Raw genomic sequence first — 5,949 nt, forward strand, 5'->3', positions numbered from 1 at the left:
GATATAGAGCGTGTCTTCAGCAGTCGAGCCTGTGCACGCCTTCTCTACGATTTGATGTCGTCTTATGGGTCGTCCCTGCCCCCTCAACGGCGGTCGCACAAACGATGGACGTCTGTGGAGAACGTGACCACGTCGACTCGTTCACGGAGCCGTTCGACTGTGACGAGACAGTGGAAACAGAACGTAGTATCGACTGCGAAGGCGACCGTGGCAACTGCAGCCACCGACTTTGAACTTCGTTCTGCTCCCGTCAGGCCTGGAGGTATTCGCCGAGTTTTTCGAGGGACGAGAGCGCGACGGTCGGGGTGGTCCCAAGCGACGCCGCCGAGTTATGTTCGCGTTCGAGGAACACGGCGTTGAGCCCTGCCCGCTCGGCCGCCAGAACATCCGTCTCGCGGTCACCAACGTAGACACCGGTGCGAGCGCCAAGTGTCCCGAGCGCCTCCTCCAAGTAGTGCGGATCGGGTTTGCGTCGTCGGAATCCTTCGACGCCGGGGTCCCGGCCGCGGACGAACGCAAACTGCGGCAGATTGTGGTTGTCGACGACTGCCCGAACCACCGCGTCGTAGTTGTTGCTGACCAGGCCGAGTTGGTGGTGGTCTGCGAGTTCTGAGAGCGCCTCCACGTCGGCATAGCGCGTCCTCGTGCCGGATTCGACACGACTAGCGAACCAGCGTTCGCTGTGGCGCTCGCGGGTGTCGTAGAACGCCACCGGGTCGACACCGATGGCCTCGCAGGCCTCGACAAACGGTCGGTCGTACTCGTAGCCGGCGAGTGCAGCCCACTCGGCGTCACTGGCCGCGAGGTCGTACTCCTCGAGTGTCCGTGCCAATCCTGCCTCGTACCCGGCAGTGTCGTTTGCGTGACCCTCCAGCAACACGCCGTCCATGTCGAACAAGACGACTGAGGTTTTGTCGCCCGTCACCGTACTAGCGCCCTCGTATATGCTGAGAGGCTTTCGGTAGCGATGACCACACCAAGGATGACGATTAGCACCGTCGCGACCGATTGCCACGCGAAGGCATTGACCGCTCGGAACAGCTGGACCCCGATCCCGCCCGCGCCGACAAACCCGAGCACGGTCGAGTCGCGGATGTTGATGTCCCACCGGTAGATGGAGAGCCCGACCAAAGCGGGCTTCACCTGCGGAAGGATTCCGTAGAGCAAGACCTGTGCCTGCGACGCGCCGGACGCCCGCACCGCCTCAACTTGACCGAAGTCGATCTCCTCGATCTCCTCGCCCAGCAGTTTCCCAAGGAAGCCGATCGAGCGGAAGGCGATGGCGATCGCACCCGCAAGCGGTCCCGACCCGAACATCACGACGAAGAACAGCGCCCAGATGATGGTGTTGACCGACCGGCTCACGGTCACGATGAGCTTCCCGAGCCAGAAGGTCGCGGCGTTCGGCGTCGTGTTCTCGGCGGCAAGCAGCGCCACCGGGATCGAAAGTACCAGTGCTCCGATGGTCCCAAGCGCGGCGATCTGGATCGTCTCGATCAGCGGTTCGACGATCCGGCTCGTGTACGCCACGTCTGGTGGGTACATTCGAGTGAGGAGGTCGCCAACCTCTCGGGGGATCGTCTCCGGTCTGACGATGCCGATGTCCATGAACTGCCAGGAGCCGATCACGGCGACGGCGGCGACCAACGTGAGGACGAACCGGCCGAGCCGCCGTCGCCGGTCGAACCGTTCCCAGCGACGCTCGTCGGTTGCCATCAGTTGTACCTCCGTCTGACGACCGCGCTAACGCTTTCGGCCACCAGCACGACCGCGATGATCGCCAGCAGGATAGCCGTGACGTACTGGTAGTCGTAGCGGTTGAACGCGGTCAGAAGCACCGACCCGATCCCGCCCGCGCCGACGATGCCGATGATGGTCGACGTGCGGATGTTGATGTCCCACCGGTACACCGAGAGACCGGCGAAGCGCGGGATGATCTGCGGGACGACCCCGTACAGGAGCGTCTGGACCGGCGACGCTCCGGAGGCCCGGACCGCGTCGACCGACCCCATGTCGATGTCCTCCAAGTCCTCGGCCAGAAGCTTCGAGAAGAACCCCACGGTCTTGAACGTGATCGTGAGAATACCGGCGAGCGGGCCGAACCCGACGGCTTTGACCGCGATGATGGCGATGATGATCGCGTTGAACGCCCGGGAAATCGAGATGAAGCCCCGATTGATCGCGTACAGCGGCTTCGGCGAGAGGTTCTCGGCGGCCATGAACGCGATCGGGACGCTAAGAAGGATGCCGGTGAGCGTCGAGATCATCGCCATCGCGACGCTTTCGAGCATCTTGTCCAGGATCCGCTCGGCCTGCCTCGGCGTCGCCGTTGGGGGGAGGAAGTCGCCGATCAGGCTGGCTGCGCTCCCCAGCCCTTGGATGATTCGTCCCGGGTCGGCGCCCACCCCGAACCCCGACCAGACAAAGAACCCGACAATGCCGGCGTAGACAGCCCACTTCACCCCGCGGGTCGGGAAGACGGTCGGCCGTTCCCAGGTACGGTTGCCGGCAGCCACGCTACGTCTCCCCCGCGAGCGGGCGGTCCGTGTCTGACAGGATCTCCCCGTCGGTGCCGGCGTCCATCGTCGTCCGTTCTTTGTCGGCGTTCTCTGGCACCTCCGCGCCGCGGTACACCTGATCGAGCCCTTGCTGATCGAGTTCCGAGGGCGAACCCTCGAAGACGAGTTCGCCGTCGTGGAGGCCGACAATCCGATCGGCGTGTTCGATCGCGAGGTCGACCTCGTGGATGTTGATCAACACCGGCACCTCGCGCTCGGCGGCGATGTCGGTCAGGAGCCGCATCACCGTGTTCGACGTCTCAGGATCGAGACTGCTGGTCGGCTCGTCGACCAGGAGGATCTTCGGCTGTTGAATCACCGCCCGCGCGATTCCGACCCGCTGGCGCTGACCGCCGGAGAGTTCGTCGACGCGTTTGTTCTCCATGTCGCCGAGACCGACCCGATTGAGGATCTCGTAGGCCCGCTCGATGTCCTCAGCGGGGAAGGACCGCCGGAACGCCTGCCACGCGGAAATGTACCCCAGCCGTCCCGTGAGGACGTTCTCCATCACGGTCAGACGCTCGACCAAATTGTACTCCTGGAATATCATCCCGATGTCCCGGCGAACCGATCGAAGCGCATCGTCGCCGAGCGCGGTCAGTTCCGTGTCGTCGAGGAAGACCTCGCCGCCGCTGGGCTCGGTCAGCCGGTTGACACACCGGATGAACGTGCTCTTACCGGCGCCGCTGGGGCCGATCATGGCGACGGTCTGGCTCCCCTCGACGGACGTTGTGACGCCCTTCAGCGCCTCGTCGCCGGTGGGGTAGGTCTTCTGTAGGTCGGTGACCCGGAGCATCTACGATCCGAGCGCGCTCTCGGTGTACTCGACGCCGTTGTACCCCTGAATTACCATGATGTCTTTGAATACGGTGCGGTAGTCAATCGGAACGAACTTGTTGTAGCCCGTCCGTTTCTGGAAGTCCGTCCCCGAGAAGTCCGATTCGAGATAGGCCCGCTTGATCCCCTCCTGGATTTCGGGTTTCAGGTTATACCGGTACGCAACCGGCCCGTTCGGGAAGGGCGCCGACGCCCAGACCACTTTGAAGTCGTCAAAGCTCAGATCGCTCTGGGCCTCGACGGTATCGACCATACAGGTCGAACAGATTGGTCCGGCATCGTAGTCACCGGCGGCAATTCCGCGCGTCGTGTTACCGTGACCGCCCGAGAAGTTGACCTCGTAATCCTCCTCAGCCGTCACGTCGAAGTACTGATTGAACAGCGCCGATGGCGCCTGGTGCCCGGAGTTCGACGCAGGCTCGGAGTGACCGACCTTCACGTCGTCGCGGGCAAAGTCCTTGACGCTCTGGATGTCGTCGGCGTCGGCCCGCGTCGTCGCGAACAGCCGGTACCCGAAGAGTTCATCGGGCGTCAAACCCCCCGCGAACGGCACGGCGCCCGCGAGGTTGACCGCGAACGCCGTTGTCCCGGTTGAGAAGTTCGCAATGTGTGCTCGCTCGGAGCGCATCGCCTCGACGGACGCGGCGTAGCTGTTCACCTTGCTGAACTCGACCGGCTTGCCGGTCTCCTCCTCGATGCGGTCGAAGACGGCATTGAAGTCCTCCTCGAACCGACCCTGGACATCCTCGCTGGGGCTCTCGGTGAACACCAGGGTGTCGGGGTCGAGCAACTCGCTCTCGTCATCGGGCGTCTCCTGAACGGGCTCGCCGTGGGGAATCTCGTCGACCTCCTGCCCTCGCATATTCTCTAGGTCGATTGTCGACCCGCGCTGGTAGTCCGCATCGATTAGTGCCGTCGACAGGTAGTTGTTCTCCTCCCAGGCTGGACTCGCTGGGTCGAAGCTACTCGCGTCCGCGAGCATCGGGTCGCCGTCGGAACTGCCGGAATTCGAACCGCCAGAGCTGCCGGATCCATCACTTCCACTGCCTGAGCTGGTACAACCCGCAAAGCCAGCGGCGAGCGCAGCCGCCGACGTTTTCAGAAATGTCCGCCGTCGGTTACTGTTGTCGTCTGCCATCGAGTGAAATACAGGATTGGCTAATCATATGAGTTATGTAATTTTGATATGTTTGATTATATATCTTTATTTCTGGTCAGATCGGTACGGTGGAGTATGTATCGACTATTCGAATATGTGTAGCCAAGTATGGTATTTAGCACCAACAGAGATATGTTGAGTCTAGTAGGATATATAGCGTTCTGAGTTATATATATCTATTTCCCGATAATAGTTTACGCGTGGTCTCCCAGGCGATATGTATGCCCATACGCCCGCTCGTCGCTCGTCTCCGCGAGCCAGCGTACATCGGGTCGAACCGATGTCTCCCGTGTACCGCAGTCAACCTCGGACTGCTCGGAATCGTGGTCGGTCCGCTTTGGATGCTCAGCCCCGTTGCCGCGGTGATCGGCGGTTTCGCCGGCGTCACGACCATCTGGCTCCGCGGCTATCTCGTGCCCGGAACGCCCCAACTGACCCGTCGCTACCTTCCGATGTCGGTCCTCGCCGCGTTCGGGAAGTCACCGACCACGGTCTCGACGACGGTGCCGCCGGAGGGTGACCCCGTCGAGAAGCTCGTCAGCCTCGGTGTCCTCTCGAAGGAACCCGGGAGTGACCCCGCACCCACCCCGTCGTTCCGGACCGTGTGGCACGAGACTGCGGAAACAATCGCGAACGACCCTACTGCGCTCAGTGAGGGGGCCGCGACCGTGGCCGCAGTCGACCAGTCGAAGATCACGGTGGCTGAGTCGGACGCCGACGGGGTCGTCGTGACAGCCAACGGGTCGTGGGTTGGGCAGTGGCCCTCACGGACGGCACTCGTTGCCGACCTCGCGACGGAACAGACGCTCGCCGGTCCCGCCTGGGACGCGCTCGGTCGCGCGGAGCGAGTCGATCTCGCTGCTCGGGTACGGGGACTGGTCGAACACTGTCCAACCTGTCGCGGGCCGACTCGTATCTCCGACGAGACAGTCGAGTCGTGCTGCCACGCAACTAATGTTGTTGCGGTCTCGTGTGCGGACTGCGGCGACCGGCTCGCGGAGTTCGACCCGTCGCCGTCCACGTTCGCGCCCGGGTCGTGAACAGGGTAGGCGCGAAGCGGGCCGTTACGAGCGATCGGACGTTTCACACCCCACCGGGCTCGTGAGGGGCCGAGACTGTTGTCGGTGGCCCCATCGAGTCCGGTTGTGGTACTGCTCGCCGCACTGCGACACCGCTCTGCCGTTCTCTTCTCGCCTAAAGAGCGACCGGGAAGTTCCCGAGATGCGGTATCTATATCGCTCAGAGGAGCACGGTGAAAGTGATAGACAGAGCCGAGATTACCCCGTTGAGGAACCTCCGACAGCGTTGGAGTACATCCTGTTGAGTACGAGACGCGCCCCGGCGTCACCGTCGAGAACCTACAACAAGTTCGCGCGGTCTACGATAAGTCGAATG

6 protein-coding genes and 1 pseudogene are annotated in these 5,949 nt (G+C 62.8%); 2 read left to right on the forward strand and 5 right to left on the reverse strand.

The genetic code is table 11. The features are described 5' to 3' along the window. Nucleotides 1-250: 250 nt before the first annotated feature. The 5 genes from ACI944_RS10585 to phnD are packed head-to-tail and all read right to left on the reverse strand — an operon-like array spanning nt 251 to nt 4,377. Complete coding sequence (locus ACI944_RS10585; protein ID WP_411719017.1) at nt 251-925, reverse strand: HAD family hydrolase; 675 nt, start codon at nt 923-925, stop codon at nt 251-253. After that, a complete protein-coding gene (phnE, locus tag ACI944_RS10590; RefSeq protein ID WP_411719018.1) occupies nt 922-1,716 on the reverse strand; it encodes a phosphonate ABC transporter, permease protein PhnE in 795 nt (264 codons plus the stop codon). The genes ACI944_RS10585 and phnE (ACI944_RS10590) overlap by 4 nt, the downstream gene beginning before the upstream one ends. Further along, entirely contained in the window at nt 1,716-2,516 is an 801-nt protein-coding gene (gene phnE / locus ACI944_RS10595) for a phosphonate ABC transporter, permease protein PhnE (RefSeq protein ID WP_411719019.1), read from the reverse strand. The genes phnE (ACI944_RS10590) and phnE (ACI944_RS10595) overlap by 1 nt, the downstream gene beginning before the upstream one ends. 1 nt (nt 2,517) lies before the next feature. Beyond that, nucleotides 2,518-3,354, reverse strand: coding sequence for a phosphonate ABC transporter ATP-binding protein (gene phnC, locus ACI944_RS10600; protein ID WP_411719020.1), 837 nt, complete (start codon nt 3,352-3,354; stop codon nt 2,518-2,520). Beyond that, complete coding sequence (phnD, locus tag ACI944_RS10605; RefSeq protein WP_411719021.1) at nt 3,355-4,377, reverse strand: phosphate/phosphite/phosphonate ABC transporter substrate-binding protein; 1,023 nt, start codon at nt 4,375-4,377, stop codon at nt 3,355-3,357. A 398-nt stretch (nt 4,378-4,775) separates the two neighbouring features. Between phnD and ACI944_RS10610 the strand changes: the two genes are divergently transcribed. Next, nucleotides 4,776-5,594: a hypothetical protein gene (locus ACI944_RS10610; RefSeq protein WP_411719022.1), complete on the forward strand. Its 819-nt coding sequence runs from the start codon at nt 4,776-4,778 to the stop codon at nt 5,592-5,594. 250 nt (nt 5,595-5,844) lie between these two features. Then, nucleotides 5,845-5,949 (forward strand): annotated as a pseudogene (locus tag ACI944_RS10615) (RNA-guided endonuclease TnpB family protein); the annotation flags it as partial.

Source organism: Natronomonas sp., from assembly GCF_046710025.1.
GTDB lineage: Archaea > Halobacteriota > Halobacteria > Halobacteriales > Haloarculaceae > Natronomonas.